18 protein-coding genes are annotated in these 21,867 nt (G+C 29.7%); 11 read left to right on the forward strand and 7 right to left on the reverse strand.

Going from position 1 to position 21,867, the window contains the following annotated elements:
• Positions 1–6: 6 nt before the first annotated feature.
• Positions 7–1,114, reverse strand: a protein-coding gene (prfB, locus tag V8G69_RS09830) for a peptide chain release factor 2 (RefSeq protein WP_394881697.1) whose coding sequence is annotated in 2 segments (ribosomal slippage) — positions 7–1,050 and positions 1,052–1,114 — 1,107 coding nt in all. Because the reading frame shifts where the segments join, the coding sequence is not laid out codon by codon here.
• Positions 1,115–1,271: 157 nt separating this feature from the next.
• Between prfB and V8G69_RS09835 the strand changes: the two genes are divergently transcribed.
• The 3 genes from V8G69_RS09835 (at position 1,272) to V8G69_RS09845 (ending at position 5,135) form a co-directional block, all read left to right on the forward strand.
• Positions 1,272–2,399: an ATP-grasp domain-containing protein gene (locus tag V8G69_RS09835; protein ID WP_394881698.1), complete on the forward strand. Its 1,128-nt coding sequence runs from the start codon at positions 1,272–1,274 to the stop codon at positions 2,397–2,399.
• A 156-nt stretch (positions 2,400–2,555) separates the two neighbouring features.
• Complete coding sequence (locus V8G69_RS09840; RefSeq protein WP_394881699.1) at positions 2,556–3,650, forward strand: hypothetical protein; 1,095 nt, start codon at positions 2,556–2,558, stop codon at positions 3,648–3,650.
• Positions 3,651–4,010: 360 nt separating this feature from the next.
• Positions 4,011–5,135 carry an ATP-grasp domain-containing protein gene (locus tag V8G69_RS09845; RefSeq protein WP_394881701.1) on the forward strand — a complete coding sequence of 375 codons (1,125 nt, stop codon included), beginning with the start codon at positions 4,011–4,013 and terminating at the stop codon, positions 5,133–5,135.
• On the opposite strand, the gene V8G69_RS09850 is transcribed toward V8G69_RS09845, so the two are convergent.
• Positions 5,132–5,785 carry a hypothetical protein gene (locus V8G69_RS09850; RefSeq protein ID WP_394881702.1) on the reverse strand — a complete coding sequence of 218 codons (654 nt, stop codon included), beginning with the start codon at positions 5,783–5,785 and terminating at the stop codon, positions 5,132–5,134. The genes V8G69_RS09845 and V8G69_RS09850 overlap by 4 nt on opposite strands.
• A 112-nt stretch (positions 5,786–5,897) precedes the next feature.
• Here V8G69_RS09850 and V8G69_RS09855 point away from each other — a divergent pair, with 112 nt between their 5' ends.
• Entirely contained in the window at positions 5,898–6,926 is a 1,029-nt protein-coding gene (locus V8G69_RS09855; RefSeq protein WP_394881703.1) for a threonine aldolase family protein, read from the forward strand.
• 6 nt (positions 6,927–6,932) lie between these two features.
• On the opposite strand, the gene V8G69_RS09860 is transcribed toward V8G69_RS09855, so the two are convergent.
• Positions 6,933–7,241 (reverse strand): YbaB/EbfC family nucleoid-associated protein, encoded by a 309-nt coding sequence (locus tag V8G69_RS09860; protein WP_394881705.1) that lies wholly within the window; start codon positions 7,239–7,241, stop codon positions 6,933–6,935.
• An 82-nt stretch (positions 7,242–7,323) separates the two neighbouring features.
• Here V8G69_RS09860 and V8G69_RS09865 point away from each other — a divergent pair, with 82 nt between their 5' ends.
• The 3 genes from V8G69_RS09865 to V8G69_RS09875 all read left to right on the forward strand — a co-directional run bounded on the left by V8G69_RS09865 (position 7,324) and on the right by V8G69_RS09875 (position 11,960).
• Positions 7,324–9,384, forward strand: coding sequence for a S9 family peptidase (locus V8G69_RS09865; protein ID WP_394881706.1), 2,061 nt, complete (start codon positions 7,324–7,326; stop codon positions 9,382–9,384).
• A gap of 82 nt (positions 9,385–9,466) precedes the next feature.
• Entirely contained in the window at positions 9,467–10,507 is a 1,041-nt protein-coding gene (locus tag V8G69_RS09870; protein WP_394881708.1) for a PLP-dependent cysteine synthase family protein, read from the forward strand.
• Between the two features lie 193 nt (positions 10,508–10,700).
• Positions 10,701–11,960 carry an aminotransferase class I/II-fold pyridoxal phosphate-dependent enzyme gene (locus V8G69_RS09875; protein WP_394881709.1) on the forward strand — a complete coding sequence of 420 codons (1,260 nt, stop codon included), beginning with the start codon at positions 10,701–10,703 and terminating at the stop codon, positions 11,958–11,960.
• 49 nt (positions 11,961–12,009) lie between these two features.
• Here V8G69_RS09875 and V8G69_RS09880 read toward each other — a convergent pair whose 3' ends face one another.
• The gene (locus V8G69_RS09880) at positions 12,010–13,131 is read right to left on the reverse strand and encodes a GNAT family N-acetyltransferase (RefSeq protein ID WP_394881711.1); all 1,122 of its coding nucleotides are present in this window, start codon (positions 13,129–13,131) and stop codon (positions 12,010–12,012) included.
• Between the two features lie 24 nt (positions 13,132–13,155).
• Positions 13,156–14,154, reverse strand: a complete 999-nt coding sequence (locus tag V8G69_RS09885; protein WP_394881713.1) for a transporter — start codon at positions 14,152–14,154, stop codon at positions 13,156–13,158.
• A 156-nt stretch (positions 14,155–14,310) separates the two neighbouring features.
• On the opposite strand from V8G69_RS09885, the gene V8G69_RS09890 reads away from it, so the two are divergent.
• From V8G69_RS09890 to V8G69_RS09905, 4 genes are read left to right on the forward strand one after another with little or no spacing between them, the layout of a single operon-like run.
• Entirely contained in the window at positions 14,311–14,580 is a 270-nt protein-coding gene (locus tag V8G69_RS09890) for a DUF4834 family protein (protein WP_394881715.1), read from the forward strand.
• A 30-nt stretch (positions 14,581–14,610) separates the two neighbouring features.
• Positions 14,611–17,046, forward strand: coding sequence for a YfhO family protein (locus V8G69_RS09895; RefSeq protein ID WP_394881716.1), 2,436 nt, complete (start codon positions 14,611–14,613; stop codon positions 17,044–17,046).
• Positions 17,033–18,316, forward strand: coding sequence for a glycosyltransferase (locus tag V8G69_RS09900; RefSeq protein WP_394881717.1), 1,284 nt, complete (start codon positions 17,033–17,035; stop codon positions 18,314–18,316). Before V8G69_RS09895 ends, V8G69_RS09900 begins: the two co-directional genes overlap by 14 nt.
• Positions 18,316–19,776 carry a lipopolysaccharide biosynthesis protein gene (locus V8G69_RS09905; RefSeq protein WP_394881718.1) on the forward strand — a complete coding sequence of 487 codons (1,461 nt, stop codon included), beginning with the start codon at positions 18,316–18,318 and terminating at the stop codon, positions 19,774–19,776. The genes V8G69_RS09900 and V8G69_RS09905 overlap by 1 nt, the downstream gene beginning before the upstream one ends.
• Positions 19,777–19,849: 73 nt before the next feature.
• Here V8G69_RS09905 and V8G69_RS09910 read toward each other — a convergent pair whose 3' ends face one another.
• Positions 19,850–20,989: a hypothetical protein gene (locus V8G69_RS09910; protein ID WP_394881720.1), complete on the reverse strand. Its 1,140-nt coding sequence runs from the start codon at positions 20,987–20,989 to the stop codon at positions 19,850–19,852.
• Between the two features lie 234 nt (positions 20,990–21,223).
• A complete protein-coding gene (locus tag V8G69_RS09915) occupies positions 21,224–21,862 on the reverse strand; it encodes a hypothetical protein (protein WP_394881721.1) in 639 nt (212 codons plus the stop codon).
• Between the last annotated feature and the right edge of the window lie 5 nt (positions 21,863–21,867).

Below are 21,867 nucleotides of genomic sequence, written 5' to 3' on the forward strand. Positions count from 1 at the left end.
TTAATATTAAAATGATTTATCTTCTTCTTTTTGCCCCATCATCATTAAATAAGCTTTTAAAAATGGGCTAATATCTCCATTCATAACAGCATCAACATTGCTGGTTTCATGTCCCGTTCTCACATCTTTAACCAATTTGTAGGGTTGCATAACATAATTACGTATTTGACTTCCCCATTCAATTTTCATTTTGCCTGCTTCAATATCTTCTCTTTGAGCTAATTGTTTTTGCAATTCAATTTCATAAAGTTGAGATTTAAGCATTTGTAGAGCCCTAGCTCTATTATCATGTTGAGAACGTGTTTCTGAACATGAAATTTGAATTCCAGTAGGTTTATGTGTTAATTGGACCTTGGTTTCAACTTTATTTACATTTTGTCCACCAGCGCCACTCGAACGAGCAGTTGTTATTTCAATATCTGCTGGATTAATCTCAATTTCTATGGTGTCATCAACTAAAGGATATACGTAAACTGAGGCAAAACTTGTATGTCGTTTTGCATTACTGTCAAATGGAGAAATTCGCACTAATCGATGAACTCCATTTTCACCTTTAAGCCATCCAAAAGCAAAATCACCTTCAATTTCTATCGTTACAGTTTTTATACCTGCAACATCGCCTTCTTGGAAGTTTAATTCTTTAACCTTAAAGCCATTTTTTTCAGCATACATTAAATACATACGCATGAGCATGCTTGCCCAATCACAGCTTTCAGTTCCACCAGCACCTGCTGTAATTTGTAAAACTGCACTTAAGCTGTCTCCTTCATCAGAAAGCATATTTTTGAACTCAATATTTTCAAGAAGAGAATAAACTTTTTCGTAGTGTTCTTCAACTTCTAACATTGAAGATTCGCCTTCTTTGTAGAACTCGTAAAGAACTTCTATGTCTTCTAAAAGTGATACGGAATTATTATAGTCTTCAACCCATTTTTTCTTTACACGAAGCGATTTCATTACTAATTCGGCTGATTTTGAATCATCCCAAAAATTAGGTGCAAAAGTTTGTTCTTCCTCGTTTTGTATTTCTATAAGTTTGGCATCAACGTCAAAGATAGTGCCTAAGTTTGTCTAGGCGGTTTTTTAGAGCTTTGATTTGGTCTTGAGTAATCATTAACAGAATTTTTACAAAAATAACACTTAAATAGTAATTACAATATTAAAATCGTTTATGTAGGTAAATTATGCATTTGAAAGAATTTATTTGTTTAGCAAAGCTTATTTGATAATTTTATTTTTTAAATTTTGAAATTGTTTAATCATTAACATTAATGAAAAACCATATTACACCATTTTCAGTTTTAGTTTTAGAAGATAACATTAACCTTTTTGTTTTTGTTGTGCATTGTTTGAGCCAAATTAAAGGCATAAACATTTACGTATTATCTAATAAAAAAGATGCTGAAACAAGGTATTCCAGAAAAATCAAAAAGTATATTTTTTATAATAAACCGCCTAGTGAATTAGAATGGATATCAAACATAGATTTTGAAGTTGATAAACATCATATAGATCTTGTCATGCCAGTCAATGAATATGAGATTGAAACTTTGTTAAAGTATCAAGACCAATTTAAAAACAGGGACAAGTTAGTAATTTTGCCGACTTTGGATGATTTTTATAAAGCAAACGATAAAGGTCTTTTAGCAGAGCATTTAAAAAAGAACCAAATTTCAACACCAAAGAGTTTTCTAATAAAAGCTGGTGAAAAAAACATTAATGATGAAAATTTAAGATTTCCAATTTTAGTAAAACCCACAACTGGATTTTATGGTGGAGATGGCATTATAAAATTTAATGATGTTAATGGGGTTAAATTATATTTAAATAATAACAATTTATCTTACGATATCTTGCTTGAGGAATATGTCGAAGGTTACGATTTATGCTGTAATATATTGTGCAAAAAAGGGGAAATCTTAGCATTTACTATTCAAAAGGGTTTATTATGGACAGAAAAGCCTTTCTCCCCACAAATAGCACTTGAATTTATTTATGATGAAAAGTTATATGATACAGTAAAAAAACTAATGAAATCCCTTAATTGGTCGGGTGTTGCTAATATTGATATTAGATTTGATTATAAAACAAAACAATTCATGATTTTAGAGATTAACCCTAGATTTTGGTTGTCAACAGAAGCTTCAGAAATGGCAGGTGTTAATTTTCCTTACTTACTTTGCCTATCAAGTTTGAATGCTGATTTTGAACTGCCAAATTATAAACATAAAAAAATCTTAAATCTAAAGGGGTTAAGCTATAAGACCAAAATGAATAAGTTTTTTGTTTTTAAGTTTAAATTTATCTGTAACAATACTCCAATTAAATATTATTTAAAAGATCCTTTTCCTTTAATTTATATAATGTCCAATAAGATTAAAAGTATGATGAAAAATTAGTTTAAGAATTATACTATTAATAATTAAGATTTCAGATAATCGTTTTTTTATGAGATATAACTAATTTTTAAATGTTTAACATTGAATTTTTATAAATTCGAGTCATCTAAGGATGTGATTAATAGCAAAAAACAAATATTAATTAAAAATCACATTATGAAAATTAAACTTGCCAAAATTTACACTTATTTATTTAGTGTATGTATTCTTTTTGGAGCTGTAAGCTGTCAAACAGAACCTCTAAATACAAATGAAAATTTAACTACTGCTAAATCTTCAAACAGCAAAAGTGCTGCTATCGCAGAATTACAATGGGATGATTGTTCAACCAAAGCAACTCAAGTCGACCTTTTAGCAGGTCAAAACATGTTGGTTGGAAATGTTACAATTGAAAGTGATGGAATAAATTACACAATCACTTACAATATTACAGACGGTGGTTGGTGTTTAACTCAAACACATTTATCTGTTGGAGTTAGTCCATCAGACTTTCCTCATACAAAATCAGGAAACCCTAAAGTGGGTAATTTTGAATATGGGGAATCTCTAGAGTGTGCTTCTTCGGCCTCTTATGTAGTACCTGTTGAAGAAGGCACTTATATTGCAGCTCATGCGGTTGTAAATTGCAAATCAGTTGGGGATGAATTTACTGCAAACATAGAATCTTTGCCAATTACTATTCCAGTTTGTGTTACAGCAAAAGGTGATGGTGATAGTTATTTTGATGTTTCTTTAGGAGGCGAAAGCTTTTTAGCAGGCAACTATAACGCTTGGTGTATAGACCTGCACAAATCTCTAATTGACGGTTTTTGTTTTGAGGCCAATGCATTTTCTATGTATGGTGAAAACTTGCCAAATGTATTTGGAAAACCTGAAAATCTTGGAGCTGTAAACTGGATTGTAAACCAAGATTTTATAGTACAGGGTTACACTTTTGGAGAAATCCAATGGGCTATTTGGGAGTTGTTGGAACTTGATAATAATACAACCTATTGTTGTTTAGGAACTTGGGATAAGACTAAAGGACAAGAAATTGTAGCAATGGCATTGCAACACATGGATTTTATGCCAGCTTGTGGTGACTCAATAGGTATTGCTATTTTACCAACAGATGAATTCCCAGATACACAGCCAGTAATGATAACGATACCTGTTCCATGTGGAGGTGATTGCGAAGAGACTGCTTGGGGTGATGGTTGTAGCTTCCCTGGAAATAATTGGGCTACATATTTCCAATATGGAGAGCAATAACAATTAAATTTAATCATAAAATTAAATATAAAGCCTGATTCATGTGAATCAGGCTTTTCATTATTATAAAACTTTTTTACTTCAAATCTATATTCAAATTTCTTTCTTAATTTCTTCTTAACATTAAATAGGAGTAATGTGTTAAAATCATTAAACAATTAAAAAAGTTAGTTGATTGATTAAAGTGTTCATCTGTTGAAGTTATAGAAATATCTTTTGTTTATTATTAAAAAAAATAAAAACAATGATGTCTTTTTAAAGTTATTGATAGATAATAAGTACATTTAATTGTGTTTTTTCCATGGATATTATTAAAAAAAATAGGAAATATAGAAATCAATAACTAGAAGATTATATAATTTGAAATATAAAATAAATAAAAATCAAATTTCTGTTCTATTACCAGAAACAAGCATATTAAATTTCACAACTGTAGTAGTAAATTGTTTATCTGAACAGAAAAACATAAACATATATGTAATATCTAATTTTGAATTTCCAGAATTGAGACATTCAAATAAAATCTCAAATTTTAGTTACTATCCAAAAACAAAGAGCGAAAGTGAGTGGTTAACTAATATTGAAAAAGAATTAAAAAAATTCTCAATTGATTTTATTATTCCAATAGATGTATATAGCATTAAAACCCTTATTAAAAACAGGAATAATGTTTCATTTTCTAATAAAATAGGTCTTTTGCCAGATTTTAACAGCTTTAATATTGCAAATGATAAATCTTCTTTGGCAAAGCATATGTTAAAAAATAATATTCCATTTCCTAAAACATTTCATTATTCTAAGGAAGAATTATTAGAAAATATTGTTGATCGATATCCAATATTAATCAAACCAATTACAGAATCTGAAGCGGGAGAAGGAATTGTTAAGTTCAATGACTTTAATCAGTTAAAATCGTTTTTATTAAACAATGAATTGAGTTTTAGTTATATTATTCAAAAGTATATTGTAGGATACGATATAGACTGTAGTGTTTTGTGTGAAAAAGGAAAAATAGTAGTATTTACTATCCAAAAAGGAATTTTATCTGGAAAAACAGAATTTGGACCTAATAATGGAGTAGAGTTTTTATATGCTGAAAAATTGTATAGAGTTGTAGAGAAATTAATGAAAACGCTTAATTGGTCTGGCGTTGCTCATGTAGATTTGAGATATGATATGGATGAAGACTCATATAAAGTTATAGAAATTAATCCTAGATTTTGGTCGTCTTTGGATGCTTCATTGGCAGCAGGAATAAATTTTCCTTACATATATCTTTTAAAGAGCCTTAATATAGATTTTGTTAAGCCCATGTATAATCATATAAAATTTTTGAATTTACTTGGTTTAATGAAGACTATAAGAAACAATAAATTATTTATTTTTAATTTAAGGTTTATAATGAAATATACTACTATGAGGTTTTATTTAAAAGATGCTTTGCCATTTGTTTACTTAATTTATAACAAGTTTAGAAATAGTTAATTAAGTGATTTCTTCAAGTATTTATATGAGGTTGTATTAAAAAACAACATCCAACTAACAATTCCTAAAAACTTAAGGCCATCTTCAATAAAATATTCTAAACCACCACTTTCGAATAACATATCTATAAAGATTGATAAGCCTAAAAAGAAAAATGCCGTCCCTAAAATAAAATAATTTTCCAGTAATATTGTTTTGTAAAACCTTATTATGTAGAACAATGAAAAAATCATGTATGAGATTAAAACAATATTTTGAGCAAAATCAAAAGGAATGATCAAGTAAATACCATAATCATGAAACATAAACAAATCATCGAACATTAAAATAGCAGTAAAAATCCCTGAAAAGATTAAAAAAGCAGCATGCTTTTTATAAATATTCAATATAAAAACCCCAGAAAAAATGCATATACTTGCTGTACAGCACCACAATAAAACACCTAAATTTGATATTACCCCAACAAAAGGATTAGAATTAGAATTTAAAGCTGGGTCTCCAGTAAATTTTTCGAATGGGATGCTTAATTTGGTGCCTATTATTAGAACACTAATTAACAGTAATGAGGCTAAAGAATATGTAATTAAAATGGCTGTTTTAAATTTATTTTTCTTCAGCATAGAATTAAATTTTGTATCTATTGTATTCATGTTTATCAAACAATTTAATAATTGTAAGTAATATTAACACAAATCGATATTCAAATTATATTTATTAGTTAATAAGTAAGTATTAACGTTAATTTAAAAAAGAAAATTATAAATGAATAATTTAATTATAGACCTAAGAAGCGACACCGTTACAAAACCAACAAAACACATGTTGGAAGCTATGATGCAAGCCAAAGTAGGAGATGATGTATTTAGTGAAGACCCAACTGTTAACGCTTTAGAATCAAGATTGGCAACTATGTTTGGTAAATCAAAAGCTGTGTTTTTCCCTTCTGGAACCATGGCAAACCAAACGGCTATTAAGTTGCATACCAATCCTGGTGAGCAGGTTATTTGTGATAAATATGCCCATATTTATAATTATGAATCTGGCGGAGCTTCCTTTAATAGTGGTGTGTCTTGCAGACTTTTAGATGGAAACAGAGGCATGTTTACCTCAAATCAAGTGGTTGAAGTTATCAACCCGGATGCCTTTTATTATAGCCAGACAAGTTTAGTAGAAATAGAAAACACCACCAATAAAGGGGGTGGAGCTTGTTGGGATTTTAACGAAATTTTAAAGATAAAATCTGTTTGTGATGAGCATGAATTAGGTTTTCATTTAGATGGTGCCAGAATTTGGAATGCTTTAGTTGCTAAAAATGAAACAACTCAACAATATGGAAAGGTTTTCGATACAATTTCGGTTTGTTTAAGCAAAGGTTTAGGTTGCCCAATAGGTTCTGTGTTAATAGGTAGTGAGGATATCATGAAAAACGCCATTAGGGTTAGAAAAATATTTGGAGGTAATATGCGTCAGGTAGGATATTTAGCAGCCGCAGGACTTTATGCGTTAGATAATCATATTGAAAGATTAGAAGAAGACCATATGAAAGCAAAAGAATTAGGAAGCCTGTTATCGAAACAATCATATATTAAAACTGTTGAACCAGTTGAAACCAATATTGTTATTTTTGAATTAAATAATGATATTAATGAGACAGATTTTGTTCAAAAATTAAAAGACAATAACATTTTAATTATTGGCATGGGAAGTAATAAACTGCGTATAGTTACACATTTAGATTATACAGATACCATGCATGAAATAGTATTAAAAACCTTAGAAAACCTTATTTAAACATATCTAGTCCAGGATATTTGGTAATCCTTCTTTGGCAACAGCTGCAAGTTCAGTTTCATTAACTTTTGTTGCTTTTTCAATGGCTTTATTTAAAGTAAGTATTAAATAATCTTCAAGTTCATCTTTGTTAGTTAATAAATCGTCCGAAATAACAATCTCCTTAATTGTTCTGTTCGCTGTTAAGGTGATTTTTATTTTGTTATCATTACTTTTTTCGTCAATTAAAACGGTATCAAGACGTTTTTTAGTCTCTTCAACTTTCTTTTGGGTTTCTTTTAATTTGCCCATCATATTCATCATATCTCCAAACATAATTTTTAATTTTTTTATTCATTACAAAACTATATAAATTTTATATTTTTGACGCTTTATATTTAAACACAAAATCTTCCTTTTGAAAAAAGCAATAGAGCAACCAATAGCAAAGAAAATTCCAAAAGAACTTAAAATTCATGACGATGTAAGAATTGATAATTATTATTGGTTAAACGATAAAGAAAACCCTGATGTTATTGATTATTTGAATGCCGAAAATGCTTATACTAAGCAAATGATGGCTCATACTGAAGATTTTCAAAAATCTCTTTTTGAGGAAATGAAAGGTAGAATCAAGGAAGATGACACCACGGTTCCTTATAAATTAAATGGTTATTGGTATATCACACGTTATGAAAAAGGCAAAGATTATCCTATTTATATCCGTAAAAAAGAGTCGTTAGAAGCTGATGAGGAAATTTTATTTGATTGCAATGAAATGGCTAAAGACTTTGCTTATTTTAATTTAGGAAGTATTTCGATAAGTCCGGATAATAAATTAGCATGTTTTTCAACAGATACAGTAAGCAGAAGACAATATACTATTCAAGTTAAAAATTTAGTAACAGGTGAAATTTATCCTGACAAGATTTTAAACACTACAGGAAGTGCAACATGGGCAAACGATAATGAGACATTGTTTTATACCATGAAGGATGAAGTTACCTTGCGTTCACATAAAATCTTCAAGCATAAATTGCATTCAAATTCTGATGAAGACTCTCTTGTTTTTCATGAGAAAGATGAAACTTTTAACACGTTTGTTTATAAATCAAAGTCAAAAAAATATATCATTATTGGGTCTTCAAGCACTTTAACTTCAGAATACAGAATTTTAAATGCAGATACACCAGATGGAAAATTTAAGATATTTCAAAAACGAGTTAGAGAGTTAGATTATAGTATTGCTCATTATAACGATCATTTTTATATTATAGCTAATAATGATGGAGCAACAAACTTTAAGTTATTGAAAGTAAATGAGAAAAAGACCCAAAAAGAGTTTTGGGAAGAAGTAATTCCTCATAGAGAGCATGTTTTAATTGAAGATATTGAAATTTTTAAGGATTATTTGGTTGTTAATGAGCGTGAAAATGGATTGAATAACTTAAGAATTATTAGCTGGAATGGTAATGAAGATTATTACTTGCCTTTTGAAAGCGAAACATATACAGCATTTATTAGCAATAATCCAGATTTTGATAGTGAGGCTTTAAGATATGGTTTCAATTCTTTAACATCACCAAGTGCGATAATTGATTATAATTTTTATACAAAACAAAGCGAGGTAAAAAAAGAACAAGAAGTTTTAGGAGGTGATTTTATAAAAGAAGATTATGAATCTAAACGTATTTGGGCAACAGCTAAAGATGGCGTAAAAGTTCCAATATCATTAGTTTACAAAAAAGGTGTTAAGCTAAATGGAGAAAATCCTTTACTTCTTTATGCTTACGGTTCTTATGGTTCTACAATTGATCCATCGTTTTCTACCATAAGATTGAGTTTGCTTAATAGAGGCTTTATATATGCAATTGCACATGTTAGAGGTGGCGAATATCTTGGAAGACAATGGTATGAAAACGGGAAGCTTTTATCAAAACTAAACACATTTCATGATTTTATTGATTGTTCAAAACATTTGATAAGCCAGAATTACACATCAAACAAACATTTGTATGCATATGGTGGTTCGGCAGGTGGGTTGCTTGTAGGAGCTGTAATTAATATGAATCCAGAATTGTACAACGGTGTTTTGGCAGCAGTTCCATTTGTAGATGTAGTTACTACTATGCTTGATGATACCATACCGTTAACAACAGGAGAGTATGATGAGTGGGGTAATCCTAACGAATTTAAATTTTATAACTACATGAAATCATATTCCCCATATGATAATGTTGAAACAAAAAAATACCCCAATATATTAATAACCACAGGTTTATATGATTCTCAAGTACAATACTGGGAACCGGCTAAATGGGTCGCTAAATTGAGAGAATTAAAAACAGATTCTAATAAATTACTTTTTCATATTGATATGGATTCGGGTCATGGTGGTGCTTCTGGTCGATTTGAAAGCTTAAAAGAAGTAGCATTAGAATATGCCTTTTTATTAGATTTAGAAGGAATTCATTGCTAATAAATAAAAAATGTTTTATTTTTGCTCGATTTTAGGTTGCAATAATTTTTAGCTAAATTAGCGTGGCTTTTAAAAAGCATTTATGAAACATAAAAATCAAGTTTTTGACAATGTATTAGATTTAATAGGTAATACTCCACTTGTTAAACTTAATAAGGTAGCTTCAAAATTTAAAGGTGATTTCTACGCAAAAGTAGAATACTTTAATCCAGGTCAATCTACAAAAGACAGAATAGCAACATACATAATAGAAGAGGCAGAAAGGCAAGGTATTTTAACTCCTGGCTCAACTATTATTGAAACAACCTCTGGTAATACAGGGTTTAGCCTTGCTATGGTAGGTATAATTAAGGGATATGATTGTGTTTTGGCAGTTAGTTCTAAATCATCAGCAGATAAGATAGACATGCTAAAAACTATGGGAGCAAAGGTTTATGTTTGCCCTGCTCACGTTAGTGCTGATGATCCTAGATCTTATTATGAAGTTGCAAAACGATTACACGAAGAAATTAAAGGTTCTGTATATATCAATCAATATTTTAATCAGTTAAATATTGATGCACATTATAAATCTACTGGCCCGGAAATTTGGGAACAAACAGAAGGTGAAATTACACATTTAGTTGCATGTAGTGGTACAGGTGGTACAATTTCTGGAACTGCAAAATATTTAAAAGAACAAAACCCAAATATAAAAGTAATTGGTGTTGACGCTTTTGGTTCCGTGATTAAAAAATATCATGAAACAAGAGAGTTTGATGAAGAAGAAATTTATCCTTACAGAATTGAAGGATTAGGAAAAAATTTAATTCCAACAGCTACTGATTTTGATGTTATCGATGAATTTATTAAAGTGACTGATGAAGAAAGTGCTCATATGGCTAGATTAATTGCCAAAACTGAAGGATTGTTTGTCGGTTATACATCAGGCGCTGCTATTCAAGCTATTAAACAGCTAGGAGAAAGAGGGGAGTTTAAAAAAGATGATAAAGTTGTTGTTATTTTTCCAGATCATGGTTCACGTTATATGAGTAAAATATACAGTGATAAATGGATGAATGATCAGGGCTTTTTTGACAGTATTAATGCCGAAGCTTTGCAAACAGTTGAGTATATAAAATAAACTTAGACACTATAAATTAAAGAGATAGTATTGTTAATAAACAAAATACTATCTCTTTTTTTATTTTATTAATAATTCAATACTAAAAATTATGCACAAACCATATAAATATTTAATTTTGCGTCAACTAACTAACAGCTAAAAACATTAGATACTACGTTGGATTTTTTAATAGCATTAACATATACATTTGATGAAAGATTTATTTGAAAAAATTTATAAAGATAAAGGACCACTAGGAAAGTGGGCTTCACAAGCTGAAGGATATTTTGTGTTTCCTAAATTAGAAGGACAAATATCTAATCGTATGAAGTTTCAAGGAAAAGATGTTATTACTTGGAGCATCAATGATTATTTAGGATTAGCAAATCATCCAGAAGTTCGAAAAGTTGATGCAGAAGCTGGAGCAGCATATGGTTCAGCATATCCAATGGGAGCAAGAATGATGTCTGGTCATACAGATCTTCATGAAACTTTACAAAAAGAATTAGCCGAATTTGTAAATAAAGAAGCAGCTTATCTTTTAAATTTTGGTTATCAAGGAATGGTTTCTACTATTGATGCCTTGGTTAATAAAAATGATATTATTGTTTATGATGTTGATGCACATGCGTGTATTATTGATGGTGTGCGTTTGCATATGGGAAAACGTTTCACCTATAGACATAACGATGTTGAAAGTTTAGAAAAAAACCTTAATAGAGCTACAAAAATGGCTGAACAAACAGGTGGAGGAATTTTGGTGATTTCTGAAGGTGTTTTTGGAATGCGTGGTGAACAAGGAAAGCTAAAAGAAATTGCGGCTTTAAAGAAAAAATATAATTTTAGATTTTTAGTTGATGATGCTCATGGTTTTGGAACTCAAGGTAAAACTGGTGCTGGAACAGGTGAGGAGCAAGGTGTGCAAGATGATATAGATGTATATTTTGCAACGTTTGCAAAATCAATGGCTGGTACAGGGGCTTTTATAGCTGCCGATCAAGAAATCATAGATTATTTAAAATATAATTTACGATCTCAAATGTTTGCAAAATCTTTGCAAATGCAATTGGTTGTTGGTGCTAGAAAGCGTTTAGAAATGCTTAAAACTATGCCAGAATTAAAAAACAAACTTTGGGAGAATGTAAATGCTTTGCAATCGGGTCTTAAAGAAAGAGGTTTTGATATAGGGACAACACAAAGCTGTGTAACACCAGTATATTTAAAAGGAAGTATTCCAGAAGCTATGGCTTTAGTGAAAGATTTAAGAGAAAATTTCGGAATCTTCTGTTCTATAGTAGTTTATCCGGTAATACCTAAAGGATTAATTCTATTAAGATTAATACCAACTGCTACTCATACATTGGAAGATGTGAAAGTTACATTAGATGCTTTTGATGCTATTAGAGCAAGGCTTGAAAACGGAACCTACCAGCGTCTTTCAGCTGCAGTAATGGCTGCCATGGGTGAATAAAAGTATTATATTAAATATAAAAAAGTCCGACAAAAAATGTCGGACTTTTTTATGCTATGTTTTTTCTAAAAGTACATCGCCTTTTGTGAGTCACTGGATTAAAATTTTTCCAAATTTGATGTATCGCTATATTATCATCAAGTTCAGGTCCTCTGATACAAGTTTCAATACCTTTTTCGGTAAAAGTCTTATGAAACTCATTAAAAATAATAGCCGTTATTCCTTTGTTTTGATATTCTGGTAAAACTCCTATTAAGTAAAATGTTACCGTTTTGGCATGTTTTTTAGCATGAAATAAATGTCTTATTCCAAAAGGAAATAATTTACCATTCATTTTTTGTAAAGCAGTAGCATAAGAAGGCGTAACTATTCCAAAACCTATTAGTTTATCATCTTTGTCTAATACAAACTTAACATATTCAGGGTTTAAAAATCCAATAAATTTCTTTTTAAAATATTCTCTCTGTTCTTTATTTATTTCTACAAAAGAAGAAAGTACTTCATGAGATTTTGAAAATACTTCAAACATCTCATCAGTGTAAGGCATGATGTCTTTATTTTTTGTGAAATTCAATGCTCTAAGTTGATACCTTTTTTTTATGAGTTCTTGAATTTTAGCAAATGATTCTGGATGAATATTTTTAAAATCCATCTTATTTTCAGAATACTTTTTTGCAACTTCATATCCTAATTTTTCAAAATGTTCAGCATAATATGGATGATTATGCCAAGTTATCATATTTCCAATTTGGTCGAACCCTTCTGTTAAAACCCCAACCTTATCTAAATTTGAAAAGCCAACAGGACCTTCAACATATTCCAGTCCATTTAAACTTCCTATTTCATGAACTTTATTTAAAAGGACTTTGGTGACTTCTATATCATCAATCACATCAAACCAGCCAAAACGCATTTTCTTTTGGTTTTGTTTGTTAACTTCAATCCAATTTACAACAGCAGCTATTCTTCCAACTATTTCATTTTCTTTATATGCCAAAAATAAAGTTGCTTCAGCATCATTAAAAACAGGATTTATTTTTTTATCGAAAGTTCTCATTTCTTCTGAAATTATTGGTGGAACCCAATATTTTGAACCTTTATATAGTTTGAAAGGAAATTTTACGAATTCCTTTAAATCCTTTTTACTTGTTACTTCTTTGATTTTAATCATATTGAAATGAGAGGTCTATGATTTTTAATTGAAATCTTGAGATTTTCGTTTATGTTTTTTATTGTAATCTTCAATAACATCTGTTGTTTTTTTCTTGTTTCTGGATCTTCTTTCTCCTTCTTCTTTTGCAGATGTTCCATTATCTATTTCTTTGTCTTTATGAAAATCCAATCGGTAAGAAGCCCCAAAATTAACACTGAAAACTGAAGGTGTGTCTTTGGTGTTAAATGTTAATGCAGTGTCTAACTGAAAATCTTTTCCCCATAAATAGGCGCCTCCAAATCTAAAAAGATTGTCAGCATAAAAATCACTTTTAATTCCTTGGGTTTCACCAAAAATTACCCATTTAGGGTTAAATGAATGTGTTAGAGTTAAAATATACTGAAAATCGGATTGGTCTGTTCCTATTCTGTCTTTTATTAAATTGATGACAAAAACCCAACCACCATTCCAATTATTTTGTGTTGCTATCATAACTTTTGGGCTAAATCCTTCTATTCCGGGTGCTGTATAAGGATTGTTTTTGGTGTCATAATTAGCACCGGCATAAACTGAAACGGCAGGTATTAAAGAACTCCACTTAAATCTATGGTTAGCTTTCCAGCTATAAAGGTTTGGTTTTTCATTTTCAGAATTCTTATATGGGTCATAAACCAAATATTTAGCGCCTAGAGTAACATATTTAAAGTTAGAACGTGGTTCGTCAAAAGGAATACCGGAAAAATATGTTTTGGTGTCATTTTGGTAGGTTCCTTCAATATTCAGTTCTAATTCTTCAAGCAAAAAACCATATCTGGCTGCAAAATCAATTCCAAACCCAGAAACTTCTGTTCTTAAGGCAGGAGATCTTTCTTCATTTATAATATAAGGGCCAACTTCAAATTGAGCAACATTGGTACCAACAGAAAATGCGCTTCTTGAAACACCAGGTCTATTTGAATTTATGACATCTGTGTATTGGCTAAAGCTATTAAATGTTGTTAAACAAATAATGAAAATTAGGGTAGATTTGATACGCTTCATAATTAAGGTTTTGATTTTGTTATAATTAAAAAATCATAATACTATTTATTATTTACACAATTAAGGCTTTCCAAATATAGAGATTTTATAGTTTTTTTATCATTTTTGAGTCTTTTTTAAAAGTATAGAATTGTATTTTTGTTGAAAATTATTATTATGTTACAATTTGCATCTGCAACTGGGTTAATTAGAACCATCCTAATCATTTTGCTGATTTACTATAGTTTTAAAGTAGTGTCGAGATTGTTTGCTCCATTATTGATGAAATATGTTGCTAAAAAAGCTGATCAACATTTTGGTGGACAGTTTCAAAAACAAAATGAACCACAACAAAAAGAAGGAGAAGTAACTATTGATAAAGTACCTAACACTAAATCTTCAAATAAAAACGTTGGAGATTATATTGATTACGAAGAAATTGATTAATTTTCGCAATCATTGATCTAACATAAATTCATGCAATTTTCAATCAAACGAATTCTACCGCACCTATTAATTCTTATAGGTTTTGTAATTATTTCTTTATTATATTTTAGTCCGGTTATTCAAGGCAAACAAATATTCCAAAGTGATATCATGCAATATATCGGCATGTCTAAACAACTAACCGATTTTAGAGCTGAAACTGGAGAGGAAACTTATTGGACAAATAGTGCATTTGGTGGTATGCCTACGTATCAATTAGGTGCTAATTATCCGAATAATTATATTAAAAAGCTAGATCTCACATTGCGATTTTTACCAAGACCAGCAGATTATTTGTTTTTATATTTAATTGGATTTTATATTCTTTTATTGGTTTTAAAAGTAGATTATAAACTTGCTACTATTGGTGCCTTAGCATTTGGATTTTCAACGTATTTAATAATCATTCTTGGTGTTGGCCATAACAGTAAGGCACATGCTATAGCTTATATGCCATTGGTTTTAAGTGGTATTCTGTTAACTTTTCAAAGAAAATATATCTACGGATTTTTGCTTAGTACAATTGCTTTAGGATTGGAAATTGTAGCAAACCATTTTCAAATGACCTATTATTTGATGTTTTTGGTTATTATTCTGGGAATTGTTTTTCTGATTGATGCTTTTAAAAAGAAAGAACTTGCCCATTATTTTAAATCGGTTGGAATATTGGTGGTTGCTGCTATTCTTGCTGTTTGTTTAAATGCAACCAATATTTTGGCTACGCAAGAGTATGTTAAAGAAAGTACGCGTGGTAAAAGCGAATTAACCATAAATCCAGATGGTTCTCCGAAAGAGATTACTTCAGGATTAGATAGAGATTATATTACTCAATTTAGTTATGGGTTTTTAGAAACTTTTAATTTGTACATCCCAAGATTTATGGGTGGAGGTAATGGAGAAGATGTAGGTAAAGACTCTGCAACCTATGAAGCTTTTAAAAAATTGGGAGCAACTCCAGCACAAGCTTTAGAGGAATCTAAACATGCACCCATGTATTGGGGAGAGCAGCCTATTGTAGAAGCACCTGCTTATGTAGGAGCAGTTATATTGTTTTTATTTGTGCTTGCTCTATTTTTATTGAAAGGCAAAACAAAATGGTGGTTGGTTGCAGGAATTCTATTTTCTTTATTGTTGTCTTATGGTAAGAATTTTAGTTTACTAACGGATTTCTTTATTGACTATGTGCCTTTATATAATAAGTTTAGAGCTGTAACGTCTATTCAGGTTATTTTAGAATTATGTATTCCTATTTTAGCAATTCTTGGGCTTTCTAAAGTTTTTGAAAGTTCAGTTAAAAATGAAGAAAAATTAAAAGCCTTAAAAAATTCTGTTTATATAGCTGGGGGAATTGCACTTGTATTCTTAATTTTTAAATCTTCGTTATTTGATTTTGTAGGTATTAATGATGGTTATTATAGTCAAAACTATGGTCCCGATTTTGTTGATGCCATTAAAGAAGATCGTAAAAGCATATTTGTTGAAGATACTATCCGAACATTGATTTTGGTTTTGTTATCTGCAAGTGTCATTTTTTTATATCTAAAAGAAAAGTTAAAGAAATCTTATGCGTTAGTGATTTTCAGCGCCCTTATTTTGTTTGATTTAGTTGTGGTTGATAAGAGATATGTGAACAATGATGACTTTGTATCTGCTATTCAAGTAAATAAACCTTTTCAAGCAAATGAATTAGATACTGAAATTTTAAAAGATACAACCTTCTTTAGGGTTTATGATATGATATCTGGTCCATCAAAGCCATCTTATTTTCATAATTCATTAAATGGTTATAACGCTGCGGAATTAAAGAGATATAGCGAGTTGTTTGATTTTTATATTGGTACAGAAAAAATGAACTTCAATGTTATTGATATGCTTAACACGAAGTATATTATTGCCCAAAATAAAGAAGGTGCTTTTATATATCCAAATAAGGACGCTAACGGTAATGCTTGGTTTGTGTCAGGATTAAAGACAGTAAATTCAGCTAATGAAGAAATATTGGCTTTAGATAGTTTAAACACTAAAAAACAAGCCGTTATTAACAGTAAATGGATTGATAAAGAGAATTTACCAACAACATTTACGGTTGATTCTACTTCAACTATTTCGTTAATAAAGCATCAGCCAAATTATTTAAAGTACAGATCTAATAATGTAAACAAAGGGTTTGTGGTTTTTTCAGAAATTTATTACCCTCATGGATGGCAAGCCTTTATAGATGGTCAAACTGTCAATCACGTTAATGTTGATTATGTATTGCGAGGCATGGAAGTTCCTGCCGGAGAGCATACAATTGAATTTAAATTTGAACCTCAAGTTATCAAAACAGGTAGTTCTATTGCATTAGGAAGTTCGGTATTGGTTGCTATTTTAGTTATCTTAGGACTGTTGTATCAGTTTAAGCAAAAAAAGCATGACAGTGCGTAAAAAAGCACTTATTATAACATATTATTGGCCTCCTGCTGGTGGACCAGGAGTACAACGTTGGTTAAAATTTGTTAAATATCTTCCTGAGTTTGATATTGATCCCATTGTTTATATCCCTGAGAATCCTAATTACCCAATTCTTGATGGTAGCTTATTAAATGAAGTTTCTGTTGATTTGAAAATTTTAAAACAGCCTATTTCTGAACCTTATAAATTAGCTGGATTGTTTTCAAAGCAAAAATCAAAAACAATTAGCAAAGGCATTATTTCAGAAAAGACAAATCAGAGTTTCCTTGAAAAGTTAATGCTTTACATAAGGGGTAATTTTTTTATTCCGGACGCACGTATAGGTTGGGTAAAGCCATCTGTTAAGTTTCTTTCTGAATACATTAAAAATGAAAAGATTGAAACCATTATTACTACGGGTCCACCGCACAGTTTACATCTTATCGGTTTAGCTCTTAAAAAGCAACTAGGAGTGAAGTGGATTGCAGATTTTAGAGATCCATGGACTAGTATTGGATATCATAGGCATTTGAAATTAACAAAGAATTCGGAGATAAAACATAAAACTTTAGAAAAACAGGTTTTAAATAATGCTGATCAATTAATAGTTACCAGTTTTATTACTAAACAAGAATTTCAAAATATTACAGATAAACCAATTGAAGTTATTACGAATGGGTATGATGTTGGGTTTTCAGAAAAAATTGAGATAGATAATAAGTTTTCTTTATCACATATTGGATCTTTGCTTTCAAAAAGAAATCCAAAAGTTTTATGGAAAGTTTTGTCTGATCTGGTTAATGAGCATAAAGATTTTGCTACAGATTTTCAGCTTAACTTAATAGGACTGGTAAGTGATGATGTGATTGATTCAATAAACAAATATACTTTAAGTAAATATGTTAATAATGTAGGCTATGTTTCACACAAAGAAGCAATTAAATATCAAAAAAAATCTCAAATTTTATTGTTGATTGAAATAGATTCTGAAGATACAAGATGCATTATTCCGGGTAAATTATTTGAATACATGGTTTCTAATAGACCAATAATTGCTTTAGGCCCAAAAGCTTCAGACGTCGAAAAAATTATAAAGGAAACCAATACTGGACATTATTTTAATTATGATGATTATAACTCATTAAAAACACATATATTGAATTATTATAATGCATTTAAAAATGGAACATTACGTTCAAGTCCAATTGGTTTGCAAAAATATAGCCGTAAGGCACTTACAGAATCTTTATCTAAATTAATATAATGGGTGTAGTTGTTTCACAATCAATAAAAAATACAGTTACAACTTATTTAGGTTTTGGTATTGGAGCCATTAATGTATTGTTTCTTTTTACAAACTTTATTAGTGATACTTATTTTGGATTGATCACTTTTATGCTTTCCACCGCTAATATTATGATGCCGTTAATGGCTTTTGGTACTAACAATACTCTAATTAAATTTTATTCTATTTTTAAAACCAGACAATCACAAAACAGCTTTTTAACCTTAATGTTGTTTTTGCCTTTAGTTATTATCATTCCTTTAGGTCTTATAGGCCATTTGTCGTTTGAAGTTATTAGCAATTGGATATCTCAAACCAATCCCATCATTAAAGATTATTATTGGTTAATTTATGTCTCAGCAATTTCGTTTGCATATTTTGAAGTATTTTATGCATGGAGTAGAGTACAAATGCAAAGTGTTTTTGGCAATTTCATGAAAGAAGTGTTTCATAGACTTGCTACCACTGTTTTATTATTTTGCTTGTACTTTAATTTATTAAATGTAGAACAATTAATTTATAGTATTGTAGGCGTATACTTGTTGCGAATGGTGCTAATGGCTGTTTATGCTTTTAGCTTAAGGCACCCTGTTTTTAAGTTTCACAAATTTAAAAGTTTATCAAAAGTTTTAAAATATACTGCCTTAATTATTGTAGCTGGTTCTGTTGCGAATCTTATTTTAGAAATTGATAAGTTTATGTTGGGATATTATGTGGATATAGAAAAGGTGGCCTATTATGGTGTAGCTATTTATATTGCTAGTGTTATTGGTGTTCCATTAAGATCTTTGCATCAAATAATTAGTCCGGTTACAGCTAAACTTCTAAATGAAAAAGACCATATTGAATTAAAGAAGCTTTATCACAAAAGTTCATTAAACTTATTTATAATTAGCGGATTTATTTTTCTTTTGATAATACTGAATATCAATGAATTGTATTTGCTTATTCCAGAAAAATTTAGTGGTGGTTTAGTTATAGTCATACTAATTGGCGTTGCAAAACTTATGGATAGTATTCTAGGTAATAATAACGCTATTTTGTTTAATAGTGATTACTACAAGATGGTATTGTTATTAGGTGTTTTTTTGGTGATTACTACTATTGTATTTAATATGATTTTTATTCCTTTATTTGGAATTAACGGAGCTGCTTTTGCAACATTTATCGCAGTATTATTATACAATCTGTCTAAAATTCTTTTTGTTCAATATGCATTTAAAATGACTCCATTTACATTAGATACATTAAAAGCTACAGGTCTTATTGTTGTAAGTGTTTTGGTGTTTTATTTTTGGGAGTTTCCGTTCCATTCAATTATAAATATTGGGCTAAAAACATTATTGTTTTCTTCTTTTTATGGATTTGTTGTTTATAAATTTAGTTTTTCAGAAGACATCACTACAATTTTGAATAGATTTCTAAAGCCATTAAAATAAAAAACAGAAAACCCTGCGAAGTTGCTTTGAGGCAAACATATCGCAGGGCTTTCCAACTAACCAACCAAAATTTTTATAGTCTTCTTCTAGAATTAGACTTTGTATTATTACTTCTAGAATTATTTTTATTTTGTGAAACTACAGATCTACTTTGAGTAGTACGTTGTGTCACTTGTGGTTTACTTCTAGTTGTTTCACTTTTATTATATGTACGTGAAGTTGAAGTGTTTGGTTTTTGATTAACCGAATTATTTCTTTCTCTTACAACATTATTTGTTCTAGTTGTAGCTTTATTAGTGTTATTGTTTCTAATAACGTTTTCTCTAGTATTTGTATTGCTATTTACTTTAGAATTATTTCTGTTTGTATTTGAATTATTACGTCTTATAACTTCATTATTTGCTCTGTTATTATCACGTGTGGTACGTTGATTACTTTCAACTTTAGCGTAATCTCTTCTGTTATCAGTTGTATATGATCTTGCTTGAGTGTTTTCTCTATGTTCTACATTATTACTTCTGTATGCTGTAGCATAGCTTCTGTTTCTTTCTATAGTAGAGCCACGTCTTGATGCAACAGATGTTGTAGGTCTGTAATTATTATAATATGGTCTGCTGTAAGTATATCTAACAGGTCTATAATATTGTCTGTAAGGTCTGTTATAAACAACACAATGATTGTAAGATGGAACACTGTAATATCTATGCCAAGGTCTGTAAACATAATTTCTATTGTAAATGTTTATATAACCTGTAAAATAAGAGTATTCGTTGTATCTGTTATAATGTACGTATAAACCGCCAACTCTTGATACATAACCATAGTTGTTATAATAAATGTTTACGTTTCCAGCTTGAATTATTCTTCCAAAATTATCATAATAAATAGGCACATTTTCTATTTGAATTACGGCACCATATTCATCATATTGAACATAAGAATTATAGTCATATCCAGAATTAAAACTGATACTTGCATTTGGAGAACCAATAGATACACTTAAGTTTGAACGATTTCCCAAGATATTAAAATCAAATTGGCCATCGCGGAATACTGAAAACTCAATACCACCTTCTACAAATATGAAAGAATTTCCATAACCATTAATATAAGTGGAAGTGGTTTCACTATTTGCTGTAGTGTTGGTTGTGGTTGCTGTAGCTGTTAATCCTGTGAAGATTATCCCTGCTATTAAAAATATATACTTTTTCATAATTGTAAGTTTTAATTGTAATACATGATGATATTTACAAACAGCGTGCCAAAAAAAATAATTAATATGTAAGTTGTTGAAAATCAGATTAAAATAATTTTTAGCTTTATTTTATGTGAATTTAAGTTTAATTATTTTCGAAAGGGAAACAATTAACTTCTTCAGCTTTTCAAATAAAAAATCCCAAAAACTAATTAAAGCTTTTGGGATTTTTAATAACTAATTAAAAATATACTAATGTTTATTTTTTTTAAGTTTTTTTACTTCACCATATTTTTTATAGTAAAAATAATCATCATTGTAGTGGCTGTCATAAAAAGTGTCATCCACCATTGCTATTTGATAATTTAAGTTTCTGTTCAAACGGTTAACGTATCCAGAAGTGTTAACAATTTGACCCCAATGGTTATAGTTTACTCTTAAACCACCAACTTTATAAAGCAATTTATTACCTCTTTTATAGTTAATATCAACAGAACCAATTTGAGTTACATCACCCATTCGATCGTAATAAATTGGAGTATTTCCTATTCGAATAATTTTTCCAAATCTATCTTTTATAATCATGGGTTTATTATAGTAGTCCGAAGTGTATTGTACATTTAAACCTCTAGTTTTAAAACTTGCATTAACTGAGGTTCTTCTTGAGTTTGAGCTGTTGTAATAGCTTTCATGTCTTGTGTCAAAGTCAAAACTTCCATCAGGAAAAATCATAAACTCTATACCGCTTTCAAAAAACACAACAGGTTGTGCATAACGATAACGTTTGGTAATATCTAAATTATTTCCTTTTGGTTCAGGTTTTATGTCTGAAGCTGATACAGTTGTTAAGCTTAATAACAATCCTGTAATAAAAAGTACTAGTGTTTTCATAGTCA

Origin of the sequence: Gaetbulibacter sp. M235, from assembly GCF_043876835.1 — a bacterium.
In the GTDB taxonomy this organism is placed as follows: Bacteria; Bacteroidota; Bacteroidia; order Flavobacteriales; family Flavobacteriaceae; genus Yeosuana.

Excerpts from the sequence above, each read along its gene's own strand:
- V8G69_RS09835 (WP_394881698.1), top strand. The coding sequence starts at position 1,272 with ATGAAAAACCATATTACACCATTTTCAGTTTTAGTTTTAGAAGATAAC.
- V8G69_RS09840 (WP_394881699.1), top strand. The coding sequence starts at position 2,556 with ATGAAAATTAAACTTGCCAAAATTTACACTTATTTATTTAGTGTATGT.
- V8G69_RS09850 (WP_394881702.1), bottom strand. The coding sequence starts at position 5,785 with ATGAATACAATAGATACAAAATTTAATTCTATGCTGAAGAAAAATAAA.
- V8G69_RS09855 (WP_394881703.1), top strand. The coding sequence starts at position 5,898 with ATGAATAATTTAATTATAGACCTAAGAAGCGACACCGTTACAAAACCA.
- V8G69_RS09860 (WP_394881705.1), bottom strand. The coding sequence starts at position 7,241 with ATGTTTGGAGATATGATGAATATGATGGGCAAATTAAAAGAAACCCAA.
- V8G69_RS09870 (WP_394881708.1), top strand. The coding sequence starts at position 9,467 with ATGAAACATAAAAATCAAGTTTTTGACAATGTATTAGATTTAATAGGT.
- V8G69_RS09875 (WP_394881709.1), top strand. The coding sequence starts at position 10,701 with ATGAAAGATTTATTTGAAAAAATTTATAAAGATAAAGGACCACTAGGA.
- V8G69_RS09880 (WP_394881711.1), bottom strand. The coding sequence starts at position 13,131 with ATGATTAAAATCAAAGAAGTAACAAGTAAAAAGGATTTAAAGGAATTC.
- V8G69_RS09885 (WP_394881713.1), bottom strand. The coding sequence starts at position 14,154 with ATGAAGCGTATCAAATCTACCCTAATTTTCATTATTTGTTTAACAACA.
- V8G69_RS09890 (WP_394881715.1), top strand. The coding sequence starts at position 14,311 with ATGTTACAATTTGCATCTGCAACTGGGTTAATTAGAACCATCCTAATC.
- V8G69_RS09895 (WP_394881716.1), top strand. The coding sequence starts at position 14,611 with ATGCAATTTTCAATCAAACGAATTCTACCGCACCTATTAATTCTTATA.
- V8G69_RS09900 (WP_394881717.1), top strand. The coding sequence starts at position 17,033 with ATGACAGTGCGTAAAAAAGCACTTATTATAACATATTATTGGCCTCCT.
- V8G69_RS09905 (WP_394881718.1), top strand. The coding sequence starts at position 18,316 with ATGGGTGTAGTTGTTTCACAATCAATAAAAAATACAGTTACAACTTAT.
- V8G69_RS09910 (WP_394881720.1), bottom strand. The coding sequence starts at position 20,989 with ATGAAAAAGTATATATTTTTAATAGCAGGGATAATCTTCACAGGATTA.
- V8G69_RS09915 (WP_394881721.1), bottom strand. The coding sequence starts at position 21,862 with ATGAAAACACTAGTACTTTTTATTACAGGATTGTTATTAAGCTTAACA.